Annotated in this window: 19 protein-coding genes; 10 read left to right on the top strand and 9 right to left on the bottom strand. The window is 66.4% G+C overall.

Features of this window, described 5'->3' with window-relative positions:
• Nucleotides 1-9: 9 nt before the first annotated feature.
• The 3 genes from A5733_RS07125 to A5733_RS07115 all read right to left on the bottom strand — a co-directional run bounded on the left by A5733_RS07125 (nucleotide 10) and on the right by A5733_RS07115 (nucleotide 3,206).
• Nucleotides 10-1,164 carry an LLM class flavin-dependent oxidoreductase gene (locus tag A5733_RS07125; protein ID WP_076239611.1) on the bottom strand — a complete coding sequence of 385 codons (1,155 nt, stop codon included), beginning with the start codon at nucleotides 1,162-1,164 and terminating at the stop codon, nucleotides 10-12.
• A gap of 204 nt (nucleotides 1,165-1,368) precedes the next feature.
• Nucleotides 1,369-2,193, bottom strand: a complete 825-nt coding sequence (locus tag A5733_RS07120) for a Fic family protein (RefSeq protein ID WP_076239610.1) — start codon at nucleotides 2,191-2,193, stop codon at nucleotides 1,369-1,371.
• On the bottom strand, nucleotides 2,187-3,206 hold the full coding sequence (locus A5733_RS07115; protein ID WP_083666028.1) for a putative nucleotidyltransferase substrate binding domain-containing protein: 1,020 nt from the start codon (nucleotides 3,204-3,206) through the stop codon (nucleotides 2,187-2,189). Before A5733_RS07115 ends, A5733_RS07120 begins: the two co-directional genes overlap by 7 nt.
• A gap of 171 nt (nucleotides 3,207-3,377) precedes the next feature.
• Here A5733_RS07115 and A5733_RS07110 point away from each other — a divergent pair, with 171 nt between their 5' ends.
• From A5733_RS07110 to A5733_RS07080, 7 genes are all read left to right on the top strand, one after another.
• Nucleotides 3,378-4,919, top strand: coding sequence for an amino acid permease (locus tag A5733_RS07110; RefSeq protein WP_076239609.1), 1,542 nt, complete (start codon nucleotides 3,378-3,380; stop codon nucleotides 4,917-4,919).
• 1 nt (nucleotide 4,920) lies between these two features.
• Nucleotides 4,921-5,748 carry an urea amidolyase associated protein UAAP1 gene (locus A5733_RS07105; protein WP_076239608.1) on the top strand — a complete coding sequence of 276 codons (828 nt, stop codon included), beginning with the start codon at nucleotides 4,921-4,923 and terminating at the stop codon, nucleotides 5,746-5,748.
• Nucleotides 5,745-6,365, top strand: a complete 621-nt coding sequence (locus A5733_RS07100; protein ID WP_076239607.1) for an urea amidolyase associated protein UAAP2 — start codon at nucleotides 5,745-5,747, stop codon at nucleotides 6,363-6,365. The genes A5733_RS07105 and A5733_RS07100 overlap by 4 nt, the downstream gene beginning before the upstream one ends.
• Nucleotides 6,362-8,356 carry a 5-oxoprolinase/urea amidolyase family protein gene (locus tag A5733_RS07095; RefSeq protein ID WP_076239606.1) on the top strand — a complete coding sequence of 665 codons (1,995 nt, stop codon included), beginning with the start codon at nucleotides 6,362-6,364 and terminating at the stop codon, nucleotides 8,354-8,356. Before A5733_RS07100 ends, A5733_RS07095 begins: the two co-directional genes overlap by 4 nt.
• On the top strand, nucleotides 8,353-10,005 hold the full coding sequence (gene atzF / locus A5733_RS07090) for an allophanate hydrolase (protein ID WP_076239605.1): 1,653 nt from the start codon (nucleotides 8,353-8,355) through the stop codon (nucleotides 10,003-10,005). Before A5733_RS07095 ends, atzF begins: the two co-directional genes overlap by 4 nt.
• Nucleotides 10,006-10,195: 190 nt before the next feature.
• A complete protein-coding gene (locus tag A5733_RS07085) occupies nucleotides 10,196-10,402 on the top strand; it encodes a DUF2191 domain-containing protein (protein WP_076239604.1) in 207 nt (68 codons plus the stop codon).
• Nucleotides 10,393-10,815, top strand: a complete 423-nt coding sequence (locus A5733_RS07080; RefSeq protein ID WP_083666026.1) for a PIN domain-containing protein — start codon at nucleotides 10,393-10,395, stop codon at nucleotides 10,813-10,815. Before A5733_RS07085 ends, A5733_RS07080 begins: the two co-directional genes overlap by 10 nt.
• A gap of 21 nt (nucleotides 10,816-10,836) precedes the next feature.
• Here the strand turns inward: A5733_RS07080 and A5733_RS07075 are convergent, their stop codons facing one another.
• Nucleotides 10,837-11,415 carry a TetR family transcriptional regulator gene (locus A5733_RS07075; protein ID WP_076239603.1) on the bottom strand — a complete coding sequence of 193 codons (579 nt, stop codon included), beginning with the start codon at nucleotides 11,413-11,415 and terminating at the stop codon, nucleotides 10,837-10,839.
• A 184-nt stretch (nucleotides 11,416-11,599) separates the two neighbouring features.
• On the opposite strand from A5733_RS07075, the gene A5733_RS07070 reads away from it, so the two are divergent.
• Complete coding sequence (locus A5733_RS07070) at nucleotides 11,600-13,195, top strand: FAD-dependent oxidoreductase (protein WP_076239602.1); 1,596 nt, start codon at nucleotides 11,600-11,602, stop codon at nucleotides 13,193-13,195.
• Nucleotides 13,196-13,320: 125 nt separating this feature from the next.
• Here the strand turns inward: A5733_RS07070 and A5733_RS07065 are convergent, their stop codons facing one another.
• Both A5733_RS07065 and A5733_RS07060 read right to left on the bottom strand, forming a co-directional pair.
• Nucleotides 13,321-14,463 carry an acyl-CoA dehydrogenase family protein gene (locus A5733_RS07065; protein WP_076239601.1) on the bottom strand — a complete coding sequence of 381 codons (1,143 nt, stop codon included), beginning with the start codon at nucleotides 14,461-14,463 and terminating at the stop codon, nucleotides 13,321-13,323.
• Nucleotides 14,463-15,695, bottom strand: a complete 1,233-nt coding sequence (locus A5733_RS07060) for an acyl-CoA dehydrogenase family protein (protein WP_076239600.1) — start codon at nucleotides 15,693-15,695, stop codon at nucleotides 14,463-14,465. Before A5733_RS07060 ends, A5733_RS07065 begins: the two co-directional genes overlap by 1 nt.
• Before the next feature lie 196 nt (nucleotides 15,696-15,891).
• On the opposite strand from A5733_RS07060, the gene A5733_RS07055 reads away from it, so the two are divergent.
• A complete protein-coding gene (locus tag A5733_RS07055) occupies nucleotides 15,892-16,254 on the top strand; it encodes a PAS domain S-box protein (RefSeq protein ID WP_197508391.1) in 363 nt (120 codons plus the stop codon).
• Between the two features lie 4 nt (nucleotides 16,255-16,258).
• On the opposite strand, the gene A5733_RS07050 is transcribed toward A5733_RS07055, so the two are convergent.
• A complete protein-coding gene (locus A5733_RS07050) occupies nucleotides 16,259-16,912 on the bottom strand; it encodes a ScbR family autoregulator-binding transcription factor (RefSeq protein ID WP_076239599.1) in 654 nt (217 codons plus the stop codon).
• Between the two features lie 31 nt (nucleotides 16,913-16,943).
• Nucleotides 16,944-17,654 (bottom strand): TetR/AcrR family transcriptional regulator, encoded by a 711-nt coding sequence (locus A5733_RS07045; protein ID WP_067775703.1) that lies wholly within the window; start codon nucleotides 17,652-17,654, stop codon nucleotides 16,944-16,946.
• Between the two features lie 370 nt (nucleotides 17,655-18,024).
• Here A5733_RS07045 and A5733_RS07040 point away from each other — a divergent pair, with 370 nt between their 5' ends.
• On the top strand, nucleotides 18,025-18,924 hold the full coding sequence (locus A5733_RS07040) for a hypothetical protein (protein WP_076239598.1): 900 nt from the start codon (nucleotides 18,025-18,027) through the stop codon (nucleotides 18,922-18,924).
• Here A5733_RS07040 and A5733_RS07035 read toward each other — a convergent pair.
• A complete protein-coding gene (locus A5733_RS07035; RefSeq protein ID WP_067775708.1) occupies nucleotides 18,871-20,733 on the bottom strand; it encodes a bifunctional diguanylate cyclase/phosphodiesterase in 1,863 nt (620 codons plus the stop codon). The genes A5733_RS07040 and A5733_RS07035 overlap by 54 nt on opposite strands.
• Nucleotides 20,734-20,739 lie beyond the last annotated feature (6 nt).

Here is a 20,739-nt window from a genome sequence, read left to right as displayed (position 1 = left end):
CGTGTCCTGTCAGACGGTCGTGTAGCGGTTAGCGGGCCGAGGGAGTCCCAGCAGACCGCGCAGGGTGGACGCTTCATAGGACTGGCGGAACAGGCCGCGGCGCTGCAGGTCGGGGACCAACACATCGGTGATCTGTTGCAGGTCGTGCGGAAGGGAGGCCGGCCGCAACCGGAAACCCGCGGCTCCGGCGGTGTGCCAGGCTTCCAACAGGTCGGCGAGCTGCCCTGGCGTTCCCATGAAAATCTCAGCATCACTGCGGTATTCGGCTCCCGCCAGTGCGTCGAGGCGTTCGCGTCGTGCACGCGCCGCGTCGAGCGTGTCGTCAAGGACTACCACCAGGTCGGCGAACACCTGCGGATCGCGTGCGGGCTGTAGTGAGCCGATCGTCTCGACCAGGGCGGCGACCTCATCGACGCTGTGCGGGGTGACAAAGCCGACGTCGGCGCTGTCGGCGATCAGTTGAAATGCCGGGTCGACGTGGCCGAGCGCGGCGACGATCGGTTGTCCCTGCGGCGGCCGCGGGGTGATCGAGGGACCTTTGACGGAAAACGAGGCGCCCTGGAAGTCGATGTAGTGCAGCTTGTTCCGGTCGATGAACCGCCCGGTGGCCACGTCGCGGATCTCGGCGTCGTCCTCCCAGCTGTCCCACAACCGGCGCAACACCTCCACGTAGTCGCCCGCCTCGTCGAACAACTCCGCACTCAGCGCCGCACGGTCCTCGGGCAGACGACGACGACCGAAGTGGGCTGCGGCATCCCGACGAGAAGCCACCTGAACCCGCACCCCGGCGCGGCCGGTGCTGACGTAGTCGAGGGTGGCGATCGCCTTGGACGCGTGGAACGGCTCGGTGTAGGTGGTGATGACGGTGGGCACCAGGCCGATGTGGTGGGTCCGCGGTGCGACGCGGGACGCAATCAGCACGGCGTCGAGCCGGCCGCGCAACCGGTCGGTGCGGTTATCGGGGCGGAAGGGGTGATCGGACTGCAGTGTGAGCCCGTCCTCGATGGTGACAAAATCCAGCAGTCCGCGTTCGGCCTGGCTGACCAGGTCGGTCCAATACCGCGGGGTGAGCGTTTCGGCAGGGCGGGCCAGCGGCTCGCGCCAGGAAGCCGGGTGCCAGCCGGTGCCATCGAGCGCGACGGCCAGGTGCAGTGGGGTGCCCATCGACGGTTCTCACTTTCGGTCGCGGTCTGCACTGGCAACGCGTGCAGGCGCACCAGTAATCCCCTCGGAGGTCGATTCCAGTGTCCGACTCTCCGCTGACCTGCGGGTAGAGATCGACGCATGGTGAGGAAAAACCCCTGACAGCTCAAACGCGAGGCAAGAAGGGCACGCTCTACGGCATCGAATACCACCATCCCGCAATCGTCATCCGTGGTTGGTCCAGACACTTTCGGGCTTCGGGGCCGGGTGTGGCCGCAACCGGCCGCGTAGGACGCTCATGATCGGCCGTGGGTCGGCGCGCCCGTCCCGCCGGAAGGGCATCGAGTCCCGCGATGCACTGATCCACTCGGAGCGCGCCATGTCCTCGAGGAACAGCCGGCGTCCGGCTCGGCCGGCAAGCAGGTGTAGCAGCAGGGTCCCGGTGCGCCCGTTGCCCTCACGGAACGGATGGATCTGGTTGTAGTCGGCGTAGATTCGCGCCAGACGGTAGGACAGCGTGCCGTCGTCGATCTCGACACCCTCACCGGCGAGTGCGCTGATCTCGGCGCGAAGTGCCTCCAGGGCACGCGGAATTCGTGCGCAGGAGCCAAACGCGGTGTCGCGTTTGCGGAGTTCGACGATGCGGGGCTCGCCCGCCCAGGCGTACACATCGCCGAACACGTGGCGGTGCAGTGACCGCACATCCAGATCTGAGTCCTGGCAACGGAGATGCACCTGCAGGATCCGTCCGGCGGTCGCGACAAATTCCAGTTGCGTCAGCAGCGTGTCATCTTGCACGCCGAAGTTGTTGCGCAGCACCGATGTTCCCGGGAGGAAATAGGGGCGACGTCGCGCGAACACCCGGCGGCGCGGCGACGGGGCAGGGTGGGGGAGATGGGGACCCAGGTACTCGCCGTAGGTAACCGCACCGGTGAGCAGGGCGGTCAGGGCGTCGATCTGTTCCGGTGTGGGTCGCCAGCCCTCGAGGCGTTCGGCGGCGATGGTCTGAGTCAGGGCGTGCTGCCCGGACTCGGTGAGGCCGGTTACCACGTCGAGAACGTCGAGGTCGACGCCAGATAGTCAAGTTTGCGGCGCACCGCGGTGAGCTCGCGGCCGATGCTGCGCAGCGCAGTGCGGTCCTGCGGTGAGAGCTCCGACAGTTCGACGCGCTCGTCGAAAGCCGCGGAGTCAGCATCGGCCCGCCAGCGCGCCGCCCGGACCCGCCAACGGATGCTTGAGCCGATCGCATGGCATTTCGCCAGCACCCGGGCATCGTCGGGATCGAGGTAGCGGGTGCCGGCGGCCGTACCGAGGCGATCTGCGGTGAGCAGCGCGTCGGATCCGCAACTCAGCGCGGCCCAACGGGCGATGCGGACCACGGGGTCGACGGCGGCGAGCTTGATGTCGACGCCACCGTCCCCGGAGGCAAGCACCCGCAGGCGGGACGGGACGTAGGCGCGCGCATAGGTGGCGTCCTGCAGCATCGCAGCCAGCGCCGCCGGTTGCGCCCGCGCTGCGATACCGGCTTGATCGCGGAGGTCCGGTCCGTCACCAAGCGCAACCGCGTCGGTCAACAGCCCGATCATCACCACACCCCGGTCCGTGGAAGGGTCGGTGGACCAGCGACCCATCCCGACCGCCCACTCCTGAGCGGTGCGGTTGAACCGGGCGCGGGAGGCGACGGCGCCGTTGTCGTCGGCGCGGAACCCGCAGCGTGCCAACACGTCGTGGACATCCGCCGCCTGGGCCACGGCGGAATTCGGTGTCGCGTCGCGGCTGCGGACCATCAACGTCTCCAGGTCCGATCCGGGTAAGGCGTCACCGCGGCCCACGCTGCCCGAGGCATACCAGTCGCCGACGTCGGGAGCGACCAGTCGTGCCGCGGTCGTCACTGCGGCCCGCATGACGGCCGACCAGGTGGCCGCGACTGACGCTGCCCCGGTGCGGGCGTCGACCACCGTGCGCACCGCATCGTGGGCTTCGAGGGCCGCGGTCACCAGGTCGTGTTCGTTGTCCGCCGACGCAATACGCCGGCAGGCATCGTCCAACGCAGCCACCGCCATGTCGGTGATTGTGACAGCACACCGGCGTGGTGAGGTTTCGGCAACGCAATGCTTACCGCTCGCTACATGAACGAAACACGCGGGTGACAGCTCGGACATGCCGGGAGGCTTATCTATCGAGTGACAGTTAAGAAGCTGGCGGCACCGCCCCTGAGCCCGAGAGAAACGCCTATGACCAGCAGCGCTACCGAAAGCCAGCGAGACGTGGTCGGCCGCTTCGGCGACCACGACGACCTGGCCGAGTTCGGTTACGACCAGCAGTTGCACCGTCGGCTCGGCAAGTTCGAATCGTTCGCGGCGGGCTTCTCGTTCGTGTCGATTCTGACGACGATCTTCCAGTTGTTCGGCCTCGGCTTCGGTTTCGGCGGCCCGGCCTTCTTCTGGACCTGGCCGGCAGTGTTCCTCGGCCAGTTCCTGGTGGCGCTGTGTTTCGCCGAACTGGCCGCGCGCTATCCGATCTCGGGCGCCATCTATCAGTGGTCCCGGCGGATGGGTGGCGAGGTGATCGGCTGGTTCGGTGGCTGGTTCATGATCCTGGCCCAGATCGTCACCGCGTCGGCCGCGGCGATCGCGCTGCAGGTGGTGCTTCCCACGATCTGGTCGGGTTTCCAGATCATCGGTGACGACCCGGCGCTGACCTCTTCCAGCGGCGCGGCCAACGCGGTGCTGCTGGGCACCATTCTGCTGGTGCTGACGACCACGATCAATTGCCTTGGCGTCAAATGGATGTCCCGCGTCAACAGCGCCGGGGTGATCTGCGAGATCGTCGGTGTCATCGCCGTCATCGGGGTGTTCTTCACCCATGCTCAGCGCAGTCCGCAGGTTGTGTTCGACACCGGTCACGCCGGAGGGCAACCCGGCTATGTCTGGGCCTGGATCATGAGCGGACTGATGGCGGCCTACGTCATGGTCGGCTTCGGCTCGGCCGGTGAGCTCGCCGAGGAGACCCGCAATCCTCGGCGCGTCGCGCCCCGGACAATCCGGATGGCGCTGTCGGTCTCGGCGCTCGGCGGCGGGTTGATGATCCTGGGTGCCCTGATGGCCGCGCCCAGCCTGACCGACGGACGCCTGGCCGCCGAAGGCCTGCCGTACGTGCTCGACACCGTGTTGTCCTCGCCGTGGGGGACGGTGCTGCTGGTCGATGTCTGCATCGCGATCACGATCTGCACCTTGGCAATTCAGACCGCCGCCTCACGGCTGATGTTCTCGATGGCCCGTGACGGCCGCCTGCCGGCCTCGTCGATCCTGGCCCGGGTCAACAGCCACACCGGCACACCGATCTGGCCGTCGGTGCTCATCGGTCTGCTGTGCATCGGGGTGCTGCTGGTCAACGTCGGCAACTCCGCCATCTTCGCCACTCTGGCCAGCGTCTGCATCATCCTGATCTACCTGGCCTACCTGTTGGTGACCGCACCGCTGCTGTACCGCCGCATCAAAGGCTGGCCCGCGCAACGCAACCAGGTCGACGCCGAAGGGCTGCCGTTGTTCTCGCTCGGCAAGTTCGGTGTCGCCGTGAACGTGCTTGCCGTGCTCTACGGCGCGGTGATGATCGTCAACCTCGGCTGGCCTCGCGCCGAGATCTTCAACCCCACCGGGGAATTGCCGATCCTGCAGTGGGCCGGTCCCCTGAGTATCGCAGCTGCAGTTCTACTCGGCGCGCTGTGTTTCCCCCGCGGCAAGACCCACCCCAACCCCGTCACGATCGGAGCCTGACATGTCTACCGCGACGACCGCCGGAGCCCGCGACCACGCCCGCGCTCAAGCCGGAGCCCTCACCGACTCGATGCCGGTGGTGCCGGCTTCCGCCTGGCCCACGCCACCGACCGGTGTTGCCGCCGAGAGTTTGACCTGGGCCGAAACCGTTCCCGGCGGCCGCTATACGAGCAAGGTGTTGGCCCGCGGTACCCGATTGCGGCTGCGCGACCTGGATGGCACCGCATGTGCGCACGTGTTGCTGTGGCGAGCGGACGCCCCTTGGGAGCGGCTCAACGTCGCTGACACGGTGAAAGTGCCGTGGCAGGCGTATCTTTCGACGGGCCACCCGCTGCTCAGCGATCAGGGCCGGGTACTGGCCACGCTGGTGTCGGACACTTCGGGTCACCACGATGCGCTGTGCGGTACCACCACGCTGACCGGCAATGCGGCCAAATACGGTGCCGGTGAGGTGGAGTCGGCGAGCCCGGCCGGGCGTGAACTGCTTGCACTGGCCGCCCTGAAGAACGGGCTGACCCGTCGCGACGTGGCACCGAGCGTGTCGTTCTTCCACGGTGTGCGGGTGGAAGCCGACGGCACATTGCTGTCCACCGGGTCAGCGGGTGCCGGTACCGCCGTCGAGCTGGTCACGCACCTGCCGCTGATCGTGGCTGTCGCCAATACCGCGCATCCGCTCGATCCGGCGCCCCAGTTCACCGTCGGCTCACTCGAAGTGCTGGCCTGGTCGGCGCCCGGTGACCTGGCCGAGATCGGTGCCACGATCGACGCGCGCGATCCCGAATACCAACGCGCTTACCTGAATTCCGAAGACGTCTGGAGCGCCCGATGACCCTCACCGCTACCCACACCATCGTCGATGAAATCGTTGCCCCTCGCGCCCCGTGGTCGAAAATCGTGCGCGCCGGGGACGTACTCACCATCATCGACCTGCACGGCAACCAGGCCGTGGACACCCTGTTCTACGGAGCGGACGATCACACCGTGCGCTACAGCGCACCGGCCACGATCGCGGCGCAGGGCAACATCTTCCTGACCACCGGGTCGGTGCTGCGCGACAGCGACGGCGAACCGATGCTCACCATCGTCGATGACGAGGTCGGCAACCACGACACCCTCGGCGGAGCGTGCTCGCAGGAATCCAACACCCTGCGGTATGGGCACCACACCAAACACCAGCACGCTTGCGTCGAGAACTTCATCGGCGAAGGCGCCCGCTGGGGGCTGACCAAGGCCGACATCGTCAGCAACATCAACTTCTTCATGAACGTGCCGGTGGATCCCGACGGCTCGCTCGGTATCGTCGACGGCCTATCCGCCCCCGGCAAGTCCGTGTCGCTACGCGCCGAGATCGACACCTTGGTGCTGGTGTCGAACTGCCCGCAGATCAACAACCCCTGCAACGGGTTTGATCCGACCGCCGTGCGGATGATGGTGACGCGCCCATGAGCACGTGCGAGATCGTCCGGCCCGGCATGTCCACCACGGTCCAGGATTGGCCGGGGCGCACCGGGTACTGGCAGATCGGGGTGCCACCGTCGGGACCGATGGACGACGTGTCCTTCCGGCTCGCCAACATCGCCGTCGGCAATCTGGAGGGTGCCCCGGGTCTCGAGGCGACGATGGGCGGACCGGCGGTGCGGTTCGACACCGACACCTGGGTATGCGTCAGCGGTGCGCCCGCACTGGTCACCGTCGACGGCGCCCGGGTACCGCAGTGGGTGCCGGTCCTGGTCGAGGCTGGGCGGGTTCTCGATGTCGGAATGGTCGACGGCCCGGGGCTTCGGATCTACATCGCGATGGCCGGCGGTCTTCAGGCCGATGAATACCTTGGTAGCGCCTCGACTTTCACGCTCGGCCGATTCGGCGGCCACGAGGGCCGGGTACTGATGTCGGGTGACAAGCTGGAAATCTCGGATGCGGCAGTGAAAACTCGACGGCGCATCCTGTTCGAAGAACAGCCGGCCATCGGCAACCACTGGTACATCGCGGTGACCGTCGGCCCGCACTCCGCGCCGGAGTTCTTCACGCGCAACGACATCGACACGCTGTTCGACCACGACTACGAGGTGCACTTCAACTCCGACCGCACCGGCGTCCGGTTGATCGGGCCGAAGCCGGAATGGGCGCGCCCCGACGGCGGGGAAGCCGGACTGCACCCGTCGAACATCCACGACAACGCTTACTCGGTGGGCTCGCTCGACTTCACCGGGGACACCCCGATCCTGCTGGGCCCCGACGGGCCCAGCCTCGGGGGCTTTGTCTGCCCGGTCACCGTCACCGCCGCCGACCGCTGGAAACTAGGGCAACTCGCCCCCGGCGCCACCATCCGGTTCGTGCCGGTGCAGGCCGCGGCGGCCGCCGCGCCGGCCTGCCTCGGGCCCGCCCGCCGCGCGCACCTGCCGGCGGTGTTCTCCGCCGGTGGTGACGAGGACGATGGAATCATCGGCGGCACAACCTCGTCGGATGGCAGTACGACTGTCACCTACCGCCGGATCGGTGATGACAACGTCCTGGTCGAGTACGGTGAGATGCGGCTGGATCTGGCGTTGCGGGCCCGGGCTCACGCACTGCACCACGCGCTGGAACAGCATCGGCCGGATGGGCTGATCGACCTCACGCCCGGGATCCGTTCGTTGCAGGTCAAGGTGGACCCGGCCAGGCTGCCGCAGTCGAGACTGGTGCCGCTGCTGGCTGAGCTTGAGGCCTCGCTGCCTGCCGCGCAGGACCTTGTGGTGCCCAGCCGGACTGTGCGGTTGCCGCTCAGCTGGGATGACCCGTCGACCCGCGAGGCCATCGAACGCTACATGCACGGCGTGCGCGCCGATGCGCCGTGGTGCCCGTGGAACATCGAGTTCATCCGGCGGATGAACGGCCTGGACTCGGTCGATGATGTGCACCGAATCGTCTATGGCGCCGAGTATCTGGTGCTCGGGCTCGGTGACGTGTATCTGGGTGCCCCGGTTGCCACTCCGCTGGATCCGCGGCACCGTCTGGTGACGACCAAGTACAACCCGGCCCGGACCTGGACCCCGGAGAACGCGGTCGGGATCGGCGGGGCATACCTGTGCATCTACGGGATGGAGGGGCCGGGCGGGTACCAGTTCGTCGGCCGCACCACGCAGATCTGGAACCACAGGCATCCATTGGTAGCTAAGGGCTTCGATCCCGAACATCCTTGGCTGTTGCGATTTTTCGACCGGATTCAGTGGTATCCGGTTTCCGCTGAAGAGCTGCTCGACCTGCGCGCCGACATGGCGGCAGGGCGCGGTCACGTCGAGATCACCGACGGAACGTTCTCGCTGGCCGAACATGAGCACTTTCTAGCCGCCAACGCCGAGAGCATTGCCGCAACTCGAGCGGCGATGGAGGCCGCACGGGCCGAGGAGCGCCAACGGTGGGAGACGGCAGGAGAATTCGCACGAAAGGAGTCCGCGTGACTCGGATTGCCGACATCTACCGCTCGATCGCCGAGAGTGGACGTGACGAGGTGTTCATCCACCTGCGTCCGCAGAGCGAGGTCGAGGCCGACTACCACGCCGCGAGTGGACCCTTGGCCGGGCTGGTGCTCGCCGTCAAGGACAACGTCGACGTTGCCGGCATACCGACCACTGCAGGATGCCCAAACTTCAGCTATATTCCCGATGCCGACGCACCGGCGGTCGCCGCTCTCAAGACCGCCGGTGTTGTCGTCATCGGGAAGACGAACCTCGACCAGTTCGCCACCGGATTGGTCGGTACCCGCAGCCCCTATGGTGCTGTGCGGGATTCGCGACGACCCGAGTACATCTCGGGAGGGTCGAGTTCGGGGTCTGCGGTGGCGGTGGCGCTTGGGTTCGCCGATATCGCGATCGGTACCGACACCGCAGGGTCGGGCCGGGTGCCCGCCGGGCTGCAAGGAATCGTCGGCATCAAGCCCACCCTCGGCGTGGTCTCCGCCAAGGGTGTCGTTCCTGCGTGCGCCAGCTATGACTGCGTGACAATCTTCGCCGCTGACCTGGCCACCGCTCAGTCGGCGATGGCTGTGATGAGTGGTGGTGCGCCGCAACGGCAATGGCCGGCGGACGTTCCCTTCGCCGCGCCGGTGACGCCCAGAATCGCGATCCCGGAGACCTTGACGGGGCTCGACGACGCGTGGCAGGCCGCGTTCGGTGAGGCCGTGCGGCAGGCGAAGGCTGCCGGATCCGACACCGTACCGATCCCGATGGACGACTTCTTCGCCGCCGCAGCCCTTCTCTACAACGGCGCACTGGTGGCCGAAAGATGGGACGCGGTGGGGGAGTTCGTCAGCTCATCCGGTCCTCAGGCCGGGTTGGATCCGACCGTAGCCGCGATCATCAGTGCGGCTGGCGCATATTCGGCCACGGACCTGCTGCGTGACCGGCGGCGGGTCGAGGAATTGCGTCGCACAGCCTTGGCGCAGCTTGAGGGCTGTCACGCACTCATGGTCCCGACGGCTCCCGAGCATCCGCGCATCGACGAAGTCGCGGCAGACCCGGTTGTGGTGAACTCCCGGATGGGCCGGTACACCAACTTCTGCAACCTCTTCGACATGTGCGCGATCGCGGTTCCCGCCGGGACGGTAACCGATGGGGCACAGTTCGGAATAACCCTGCTGGCACCGGGATTCCACGATGGCGTTATTGCCGATCTGGCGGCCCGGTTCCTCGACGTTCCGTCAACCGAGACCTGGCCCGAGTCCGGTGGTGCGCCGCTTACCGAGCTCGCCGTGTTCGGTGCACATCTACGCGGACAGCCGCTGGAGCATCAGCTCACCGGGCGGGGCGCTCGCTGGGCCGGACCGATCACGACGGCACCCCACTACCGGCTGTATGCGCTCGACACGGTTCCACCCAAGCCCGGCCTGATCCGAGTCGGCGAGGGCGGGGCGCCGATCGTGGGTGAGCGGTGGCTGTTGTCCCCGGCCGCGCTGGGGGAGTTCCTGACCGAGCTGCCGACGCCGATGATGCTGGGGAAGGTGGAGCTCGACGACGGCCGCTGGATCACCGGTTTCGGTTGTGACCACGTCGCTCCCACGCATGGACGTGACATCACCGAGTACCGGGGCTGGCTGGCCGCAATGGCGTAAGGGGCTGTGGATGAATTCCGCGTTGGGGACAACTCGCCCATGAGCTGGGCTGGTTGTCGGTAGGTAGCGAGACCGTTGTCGCGATCATCCCTTCGAACAAGGATTGCGACATGGGTAGGTTCGAGTCAACCTGCAGTCAGGTATCTGAAGTATATAGTCAGGGTGCCTGATATATATACCGGAGGTCTCTATGACCAAGCGTCTGATCGACATCGATGACGAATTGCTGGCCGCTGCGCAGCGTGAACTCGAAACCACCGGGATTGCAGACACGGTCCGATCGGCATTGCGGTTCGCGTCAACGCGATCGGCCCGCGTGCGGCAGGCGGATTGGCTGGCCTCGGGCGGATTGGCGTCGCTGGCGGAGAAGCGCGACAGGGACGAGGTATGGCGCTGACGGCCCGGTTTCTCATTGACACCAGCGCAGCCGCCCGGATGGCACAGCCGGCGGTCGCGGAACGACTGCGCCCGTTGATCGAAGCAGGACTGGTGGCCACGTGTGGGGTACTCGACGCCGAGGCGCTCTTCAGTGCCCGGTCGGCGGACGAGTATGCGCAGTTGCGCGCGGACCGTCGCGATGCGTACGAGTATCTTCCGACCGACGATGAACACTGGCAGTCGGCCTTCGACGCGCAGTTCCGGTTAGCGCAATCTGGCCGGCATCGGGCGGTGGGCATTTCCGACCTGTTGACGTCGGTGATCGCAAGTCGTCACCGGTTGACGGTGGTGCACTACGACGCCGACTTCGAAATCGCTGCCTCGGTACTGGATTTCGAGCAAGTATGGGTGGCTGCCCCTGGATGGGATTGAGCGGCAAGCTGATTGGCGGATTCAGCCTCCGGGGACGATCAGCGACACCATGGTCTCGAGCTGGCGGGCCATCTGTCGGTAACTCATCGCTCCGGTTTGTGCCTGTAGCAGCGCGCCCCAGAACACCGCCTCCAGGGTGGCGAGGACTTCCGGCCAGGCTCCACCGCCCAGGGCCGTGGAGATCCGGCGGTTGACCTCGGCGGCGATCCGGGAGCGGACGTCCTCGACCAGGTCATCGTCGGTGCTGATCAACGCCTGGGTACAGGCTCGGGCCAATCGCGGCTCATCGGCCATCAACAGCGTGAGCGCGGTGAGTTGCTCGGTGACGCGGCTGGTGGGTCTGGCTGTGGGATCGATGTCCAGCGGCAGCTGAATCACCCGGTCCAGGTACAGCTCGGCGAAGACCACCTCGATGGATGGGAAATGTGCGTAGAGCGCGGCCGGTGCCATCTTCGCGCGTGCGGCCAGCGCCGGTACCGAGACGACGTTGTGCGCGTCGAGAAGTTGCGTGGCCGCTCCGAAGACACGACGGTGCGCGCGGACGCGCTGATCGTGTGCGTCGTGTAGGCGAGTGACCGTAGCCGCCGCTGGCCTGGACATGTGTCCAAGATATAGGCCAGGTGCTCGATTGGCAATCGCGCAATGAAACAGCATGTAACAACCCATTTCCAGTGCTGATCTCCGTGTGGTTCGATTTCCGTTGGGAGCGCGGGCGCGGGTTTCGACTCGATAAATCGGACAGGTGTCCAGTAGGATCTGGTCGAGATCTGGAAGGGGAGGTCCGATGGCTTACGTGATCACGCAGAACTGCTGCAAGGACGCCAGCTGTGTTCCGGTGTGTCCGGTGGATTGCATTCGGCCGGCCGAAGGAGGGCTGGATTCCGCCTCCGCCGAGATGCTCTACATCGATCCGGAATCGTGCATCGACTGTGGAGCGTGCTTCGAGGAGTGCCCGGTCGGCGCGATCCATTACGAAGAGGACCTGCCTGTCGAGCTGCAGCGGTTCAAGGACCTCAATGCCGCCTATTTCGAGCGCCATCCACTTGAGCCGGTGACCGTGTCGACGCCGGCCTCCCGCGCACGGGTCGCGCCGGGATCGCTGCGGGTGGCCATCGTCGGATCCGGCCCGGCCGCCTGCTACGCCGCAGCCGAATTGATCGACGTCGACGGCGTGGAGATCAATCTGTTCGAGCGACTGCCCACGCCCTTCGGCCTGATCCGCGCCGGGGTGGCACCTGACCATCAACACACAAAATCGGTGGTCGACATCTTCGAGCGGGCATTCACCAACCCTCGCTTCGCCAGTCATTTCAACGTCGAGATCGGCCGTACCATCAACCACGACGAGCTGCTGGCCCATCATCACGCGGTCATCTACGCGGTGGGGGCGGCGACCAGTCGGCCACTGGGAATCGCCGGTGAGGATCTCATGGGCCATCACGCCGCGGCAGAGTTCGTCGGTTGGTACAACGGGCACCCGGACCACGCCGGGCACCAGTTCGACCTGTCCGGTGAGCGTGCGGTCATCGTCGGCAACGGCAACGTCGCCCTCGACGTCGCCCGGGTGCTGTTGATGGACCGGGCCGCGCTGGCGGCCACCGACATCGCCCAGCACACACTGGATGCCTTGGCCGACAGCGCAATCCGGGAAGTCGTTGTCCTGGCCCGCCGCGATATCAGCCATGCCGCCTTCTCGGCAGGGGAGTTCCTGGCCCTGGGGCACCTCGACGGTGTCGACGTGATCGTCGACCCCGCGGACCTTCCGGCCGATGACGAGCATGACGACGTCGAGACTTCGTTCAAGCTCGCGATCGCCCGCGAGTATGCCCAGCGCACACCGACGCCGGGTAACCGGCGGGTGGTGTTCCGATTCGGCGTCGTCCCGGCAGCCATTCTGGGTGCCGATCGCGCCGAAGGGCTGGAGGTCACCACCGCACGCGGCACCGAGGTGATCGAGACGTCACTGATCCTGCGGTCGATCGGCTACCGGGGCCTGCCGGTGTCCGGGCTGCCCTACGACGAGGACTCCGGGACGGTGCCCAATGAGGCGGGCCGCGTCGTCGACGGTGCACCGGTGCCTGGTACCTACGTGACCGGCTGGATCAAGCGAGGGCCCCGTGGGGTGATCGGGACGAACCGGCTGTGCGCCGAAGAGACCGTGGCGCAGCTGTGGGCGGATTTCGATGCGGGCCTGCTGACCCGCGAGGCCGAGAGCCGCGAATCGCTCGATGCGCTGTTGGCGGCGCGGGGAGCCGAACCGGTCGGCTGGCCCGGATGGCGTGCCATCGATGCCGCCGAACGCGATCGTGGTGTTCAGGCCGCACGGCCACGGGTGAAATTCGTGTCCGTCGAGGAGATGCTCAGCGCGGGCCGCGGCTGACCTCGGCTTCGGTCTGGGCGCCGGAACCCACAGCAGAACCAAAGGATCACCGGAACACCGAGATTGAAGCCTGGGACAGAGACAGCGCCGATTGTGTCCCTGGCTTCAATCTCGGTGAACTCCCCCTACGCCCGGGTTAGTTCTGCGTACCGGCCAGTGTGGTAGTCGGTTGATCCGAACTCGTACTGAACCGCAGTCAGGCGCTTGAAGTAGTGACCGATCGCAAGTTCCTCGGTCATGCCCATGCCGCCGTGCAGCTGCACCGCGTTCTGCCCGACAAACCGCGCGGCCCGTCCGATGGTGGCCTTGGCCGCCGATACCGCCTTGGCCCGTTGTGGCGGTTCGGCGTCGAGGTTCAGCACGGCGAGATAGACGGCGGCAGCGGCCTGTTCGACCTCCATGTGCATATCGACCATGCGGTGCTGCAAAACCTGAAAGCTGCCGATGGGCAGGCCGAACTGCTGGCGTTGCTTGCAGTACTCGACCGTGTCGGCCAGTACCTTGCGCATACCGCCAACAGCTTCGGCACACACCGCCGCCGCCCCCTCGTCCCGGGCCAGGTCCAGTGACGGCCAGGCCTGTCCCTCGGCCCCCAGGAGCGCCGAGGCAGGAACCCGGACATCGGCGAATGTCAGGTCCGAGGCTCGGCGGTCGTCCACCGTACGGTACGGGTGCGCGGTGAATCCCGTTGACAGCGAGGCGATGTCGACCAGGATAAGAGAGATCCCGGAGGTATCGGCACGTTCCCCCGAGGTACGCGCGGTCACCAGCACGTGCGTGGCCAACGGTGCGCTTACGGCCATCACCTTCGAACCGTTGAGCACCCACTGGTCACCGTCGCGTCGCGCGGTGGTGGACACGTCGCGCCAGTTGTCCCCGGAGGTCGGCTCGGTGGCCGCCAGTGCGACGATGACCGAACCCGCGACGATGTCCTCCAGCAGGGAGGCAGCGGTCGCATCACCGGACCGGCGCAGCAGCCCACCGGCCACCACCACGGTGTCCACGAACGGTTCGATCACCAGGGCGTGGCCCAATGCTTCGGCGATCACCATGGTTTCGACCGCACCGCCACCGATGCCGCCGGCCTCCTCGGGCAGGGTGGCGCCCAGGATGCCAAGTTCTTCGGCGAACCCGCGCCAGATCTCGGGCTGCCAGCCCGGGCCGGTCTTAGCTGCGGCGCGGCTGGTCGCCAGGTCGTAGCGGCTGGCCAGGAACTTGGTCAGCCCGTCGCGCAGCAGTTGCTGTTCGTTGGTCAGGTTGAAGTCCATCAGAGCCCCAGTTCTGCCTTGGCGAGGATGTTTCGCTGAATTTCGTTGCTACCGGCGTAGATCGAGCCGGCCCGGTCGTTGAAGTAACGCAAGGGGGCGACCGCCTGCCACGGTTCACCGCTGTGATAACCGTCGGCTGGTGGCACGTATTCGGCCACCGGGCCACCCGGGCACGTGGCGTGCGGCTGGTAGGCGCGGGCGAGCGGTCCGGCTGCCTCCATGGACAGTTCGGTCAGCGTCTGGCTCAACTCGGTGCTCAGCACCTTGAGCATCGAGGACGCGGTTCCGGGATGACCGCCCTCGGCGAGTGCCGCCAACACCTGATACTCCAGGACCTCCAGCACATCGGTACGGATGCGGGCGTCGGCCAGTCGGCGGCTGAACCCCGGATCGTCGATGAGCCGTCCACCGGCGGGGCCGGGCATGTCGGCGGCGACAGCAGCAATTTCGTCGCCCAGTACCTGCAAGGCCGGGGCATTGGCGCCGCCACCGCGCTCGAACTCGAGCAGGTACTTGGCCACCGTCCAGCCGTCGTCGATCGTGCCGATCACGTTGGACTTCGGCACCCGCACCTCGTCGAAGAAGACCTGATTCTGGACCTCTTCGCCGGAAGTCATGACCAGCGGGCGGATTTCGATGCCGGGGGAGGTCATGTCGATCAGCACGAACGTGATGCCCTGCTGCTTTTTGGCGCCGCGGGTGGTGCGCACCAACGCGAACATCCAGTTGGCTTCCTGGGCATGGGTGGTCCAGATCTTGCTTCCGGTACACACCAGGTCGTCCCCATCGGACACCGCCGCCATCGACAGCGCGGCCAGGTCCGACCCGGCCTCTGGCTCGGAGTAGCCCTGGCAGAAGAACACCTCGCCGGTCAAAATCCCCGGGAGGAAGTAGTCCTTCTGCGCCTGCGTGCCGAATCTGATGATCGCGTGGGCCACCATGCGGATGCCCATGGGCGACAGCGACGGGGCGCCGGCCAGCGTGGATTCGCGGCTGAAGATGTAGTGCTGGGTCAGGCTCCAGTCACAGCCGCCGTACTCGACGGGCCAGGCCGGGGCTGCCCAGCCGCGCTCGTGGAGAATTTTCTGCCAGGCCATGCTCGCGTCGTGATCGGCATACACGCTGGTCATCAGCTGACCGGCCCGCCGGATCTCGGGCGTCAAATTCTTTTCGAGAAAGTCGCGCACTTCGTCACGGAATTCCTGGTCGCTGGTCGACCACTTCAAGTCCATGCCTGCCCCTGTCTACTGGTGTCGCTCCACAGAGTAAACCTAGTTAGTCAAGTGGCGTACGCCACCCTGCATTCCGTGTGTGGGCGAGAAGGCAACACCGGCCCCCGCAGTGCCGCGGCAGTGGTACCCGAGAGTGAGCACAGGCGATAATCGAGCCGTGGAGCGTCGCCAGAGCGGTCCGGAGCCTCGATCTCCGATGGCATTGCTGGAGAACCTGCCCGCCCTGGTCGTGTTGGAGCGGTTCCCGGTGCCGGTGTTGGCCATCGCCGAGGACGGCACCATCCTGTTCGCCAATACGGCCTTCGCCGAGATGGTGGGGCGCGACACCGAGGCGGTCACGAGCATGCCGTTCGCCGACGTGTTTCACGCGCTGCCCGCCGATGAGTCGGCCGTCTCGGTGGTGCGGGCCAATGCCGGCCTGCTCGTCGATCTCGTGCACCACGACGGGTCGATCGTCCGCGCGCGGATGAGCAAGTCAGCCCTGCTGCGCGGTGACGATCCCGTGGCGTTGGCGACGTTCCAAGACCTCACCGATCGACTGTGGGCCGAGGAACTCTAGGAAGTCAGCCTGCGGCTTGTGACCGGCGCAGCGATTCACGGGCCAGGAACTCCCGGAAATAGCCCATGGACTCCGCGCTGACGATGGCAGGCAGCAGCATGTCCCACGTGTGCGCCACCCGCTCGCGTAGGTCGGTGCCCGTCGCGGTGGCACGCGACAACGTCTCGGCGCCGAGCATCGAGCCCAGGATCACCCCGGCCGCGCCCGTCACGTCCAGGTCCTCGCGCAGATCACCCTCGTCGGCGGCCTGGACCAGCTGGGCGGTCAGTTCCTCGAGCCAACTCTCGTACACCCGGGTGGCGGCGTCGTTGATGCCGCTGAACGTCCGCAGCAGATCCATGCCGATGCGGGCGAGCTTGTCGGAGCGGGCAAAGTCGGCCACCACGAACAGTCCGTGAATGGTGTTCTCCAACGCCGGCGACGACGATTCGGTGATCGTGCGGAACGTGGCGAGCATCGCGGCGCCGCCGTCGACGATGATGGCCTCGGCCAGGGATTCCTTCGAGTCGAAGTGGTAGTAGAGCGCACCTTTGGTCATCTCGGCCCGCGCGATGATGTCGCCGAGTCCCGTTGCGGGATACCCCTGTTCCCTGAACAGCTCGACAGCGGCGGTGATGATCTTCTGCCGGGTCAGCTCCGAGCGGGCCTGACGTGGCACGGTGGCTTTTCGAATTTCTGGTATCCGTCCGTCAGGGGCACTGGGCGGTCGTGTCTGCCGCGCGGCCCGACTGGTCCGGGCGAAGCGGGGTCACCTTCTTGATGCCCACCGCCGTCCGCCGTCGGATGAACTGATTGATGTAGCCGAGCCGCTCGGGCTCGACGAACCCCGGCAGCGCCAACCGCCAGCTGTGTTCCAGGTCGGTGAGGAACCGTCGCGGATCATCCAGGTCGCTGATCTGGCGTACGCCCAGATAGAGCGACACCAACAGACGTGCGGCTGCCTCCGGGTCCGTATCGGCGGTGAAATCGCCCTCACTGATGGCCCGTTTGGCAATTCCGGCGAAGCCCTGAACCCATTGGTCGAGCACCCTCGGTCCGAGACCGTCGGTGCGGCCGATGGACTCGACGAGGTTCAGGCAGGCCCGGGCCATCGGATCACTGATGTCCTCGGCGGCCACCAGGCACGACAGGTCGATGATGGTCTCCAGCCCGGACAGGTTGCGCGCCAGGGCTTCGGCGAGCGTTTTGTGGGCCAGTTCCGTTCGATGCTCGACGATCGAGACCGCCAGAGCGCGTTTGGAACGGAAGTGGAAATACAGCGCACCTTTGGTGACGGCCGCGTCGGCCAGGATGTCGTCGAGGCTGACCAGGCTGTACGGCGTGTGGGCGAACTGTCGCGCTGCCGCCTGCAGGATCTGAAGGCGGGTCAGGTCTGCTCGCCGGTCGAGCTGCTCAGTCACCTCCCGGGCCTTCCTGATGCGGGCCGTCGACCGTGTCGGGTTTCTCCACGGCCTCCGACAGACTCAAAGTCGTCACGCTACGTGCGTAACATTCTAAAGGTATGTATCGTGCTTAGCGTGATAACTCTTGGTTGGTCGCGGAATGCCCGCCCGGCAGTGGCACTCGCCATCGCCGCGGGTGCCGTCGCCGGCCCGGCCGTGCCTCGGTCAGGCGTAGCCATGAGCTATCCCGGAAACGTTGCCATGGCCTGCACCGGCAATCCCCCTCGAATCCCGGTGCGGGCCGTGGCAACCCCAACTTTTGTGCACTCACGCGACGTTGGCGGGTCTGGAGATCTGTCGTTCAGCAACATCGGAGTGTCGTCGATCCATGTGGGATGACGAAGTCGATGTTGTTTGCTGTGGATCGGGCTTCGGGGCATTGGCCGTGGCGATCGCGGCGGCGGATTCCGACGCCGACGTGTACCTCGCCCGGTCGCCGATCCTGAGTCACCCCCGAATCGCAGGGGATCGGCCCTGGTTGGGCGTCGGGGTCGAGGACCCCGAGACCCGCGAGTATTTCGATGAGCTGTCAGCCGATCTGAGACTGATCCCGGACGCCGGCTACGACACGGCCCTGACGGTCCGCCCGGTGAGCGAGTGGACGCCGGTATCCGGACGCGGCCGGATCGCACCCTTCTACGGAGCGCGGCTGCAGGATTGGGCGAAGCACTGCCTGACCTCGCCGTACGGCGTGCTCTACACCCGGTTGACCGACCGGGGTACGACGTCGATGAAGACCCGTGCCGGTGACGAAATCCAGGTCAAGGTCCTCGGCGCGCTCGAGGTCGACGGCGGTAGGGATCCGGCGTCGGCGCTCGGCGACTGGCTGTCGGCTCAGGTACACGACCGGCAGGTCGAGATTTCACCGGACAGCACCTTGCAGCGCATCGTCTTCGAGGAGGGCGAGATTGTCGGCGCGGTGCTCGATACGCCCGACGGTCCACTGGCCCTGCGGGCCCGGCACGGCATCGCCGTATCCACCGAACCCCCTGGCAGCAGCTCGGATTCGGCCACACAACCCGTCGAAGCGGATCAACCCCTTCAGGTGGCCCTGGTCGGCCACAACGCGAGCCGGTTCGGCCGGGTGGAACTGCTGCAGTTCGAACGAGATGGCGGACAATCGACCTACTGCGGCTCAGGCGGGGTTCGGGACTCCGGCCGTGACGCCGGGCGTTCACATGCGCGGCGCCGACGAGAAGTGCACGGGCACCCGCCCTTTGGCGAGTAGCTCGGCCATCTCGTGACCGAGGATCGGCTTGGACAGCAGGAACCCCTGGGCTCGATAACAGCCGTGCCGTAACAGTGTGAGCGCAGCCCGTTCGGTCTCTACTCCCTCGGCCACCAGTTGCAGGCCGAAGGCCCCGGCCAACGCGATCACCGCACGGACGATCGGCAGATCGCCGGGATCGGACCCGAGCCCGGCGACGAAGCTGCGGTCGATCTTGAGCGTGTCGACGGGCAGCGACTTCAACAGTGACAGCGCGCTGTAGCCGGTGCCGAAGTCGTCGATGGCCACCTGCACGCCGACCTTGTGCAGACCGGTCAGCGTCGAGCGGGTGGTCTCGATGTCCTGCACCACGATGCTCTCGGTGATCTCCAGACACACGGAACCGCGTGGTAGACGGAACTCCTTCATGATGCCGGCCACCGACTCCACAAATCCGTCGGTCACCAGCTGGACCGGCGAGACGTTGATCCGCAACACCACATTGCGGCCGACGCCGTTGGACCGCCAGCGGGCAAACTCGGCACATGCCGTCCGCAGCACCCAGCGGCCCAATTCTCCTGCCAGGTTTATGGATTCGGCCACTGCGATGAACGATTCGGGGGACAGCAGACCGCGGGTCGGGTGTTGCCAGCGAACCAGGGCCTCGGCGGCGAGCACCTCGCCGGTTCGCATGTCGATCTCCGGCAGGTAATGCAATACCAAAGCGCCGCTTTCGATCACGCTCTGCAGATGCAGCTCGATGTCATTGCGGAAGTCGATGTCCATCGCCATCGCATCGGAGAACACTGCGACCCGGTTGCCGCCGGAGTTCTTGGCGGTCAAGACCGCGTGATCGGCACGGTTGATCAGATCGGAGGTGGAGTCCCGGCCCGGAATCCCTTCGGCCAGACCGATACTGACCGTTCGGGTGAGCATCTCGCCATCGATCGTCACCCGCTCGCGCAGCACCGACTGGAGCCGATAGGCCATTGCCGTGGCCGCCTCGGCCGTCATCGGCGCCGCCGGGACGACGACGAACTCGTCACCCCCGAGTCGCGCGATCAGCTTGGGCTGGTCGTCACCGCGCTGCAACCGCTCTGCCAGGATGCTGATGAACGCGTCGCCGGCGGTGTGGCCCAGATAGTCGTTGATCGCCTTCAACCGATCGAGGTCGAAGAACATCACCGACACCGGCCCCGGCTGCCCGGGCGCCAGTCGGGCCTCCAGATGAGCCATCAGTGCCCGCCGGTTGTGCAACCCGGTCAGATGATCATGATCAGCCAGGTAACGCAACCGGTCTTCGGCCTCGATGCGAGCCTGCACCTGGGCGAACAACGAGGCGATGGCCTTGAGGGCGTTGAGTTCTGCCGGCAGCCACTCGCGGTCACCGAACTTGACGAAACCCAGTACACCCGTGGTGATGTCGCCGGACAGCAACGGCACGCAGGCCATCGAGGTGGACGCGACATGGCGTCCGGCCTCGATCGTGCGCTGGTAGTCGTCGGTGGCCGGTTCCGGGCGGAACACCGCCGGCTCTTTGAGGTGCTCGGCCATCGCAAACACCGGATCGGCGTCGGCGAAGTGGACGACCGCGATCGGATCGGTCGGGGTGTCCACTTGCCGCGGTGGCCACTCCGCGACAAGTCGGGTGGCGTGCGCCTCGTGATCGTTGTGGCGCAGAAAACTGACGTCCACGTCGAAGAACGAGATGAGCTCGGCCAGCACCTGTTCGCTCACCGCGACCGAGGTTGCCGCGTCGACCGCCATGAGCTGCGTGGCGACAGACGTGACGAGCAGCTCGAGGTTGCCTGGCAACAAATTCCTCCGCATCTAGCA

Origin of the sequence: Mycobacterium sp. NS-7484 (genome assembly GCF_001953975.1) — a bacterium.
Classification (GTDB): Bacteria; Actinomycetota; Actinomycetes; order Mycobacteriales; family Mycobacteriaceae; genus Mycobacterium.
Note: the sequence above shows the minus strand (reverse complement) of the source record. Positions and strands in the feature narration are given on the sequence as shown.